The sequence below is a fragment of the Tenacibaculum sp. M341 genome (assembly GCF_004337695.1).
Lineage (GTDB): Bacteria > Bacteroidota > Bacteroidia > Flavobacteriales > Flavobacteriaceae > Polaribacter.
Genome location: NZ_SJXJ01000120.1, coordinates 1 through 304, shown reverse-complemented (window position 1 = coordinate 304; position 304 = coordinate 1). Strand labels below are relative to the sequence as shown.

Below are 304 nucleotides of genomic sequence, written 5' to 3'. Positions count from 1 at the left end.
TTATAAGAGTGATGCAAAAATTGCCTTTTCTACTGATAATATAGAGACTAAAACAACTTTACAATTATTCAAAACGGGTTTTTGGATGAATGTATTAAATCCGAAATTAACAATATTCTTTTTAGCTTTTTTTCCTCGTTTTTTATTTTCTGAGACTATCTCAAGTTTTATTCAATTTTATGTTTTAGGCGGAATTTTTATTCTTGTCTCTTTTGTTGTTTTTTCTACCATGGCAATTTTGGCAGGTTCAATATCTACTTTAATAAAAAAGAATAATAAAATTGGGTTATAGTTAAAATGGCTA

Annotated in this window: 1 protein-coding gene; it reads left to right on the top strand. The window is 26.0% G+C overall.

Annotation, left to right across the window (positions count from 1 at the left end):
- The coding region (locus tag EYW44_RS22025; protein WP_165872311.1) for a LysE family translocator at positions 1-292 on the top strand (292 nt) is incomplete at its 5' end.
- Between the last annotated feature and the right edge of the window lie 12 nt (positions 293-304).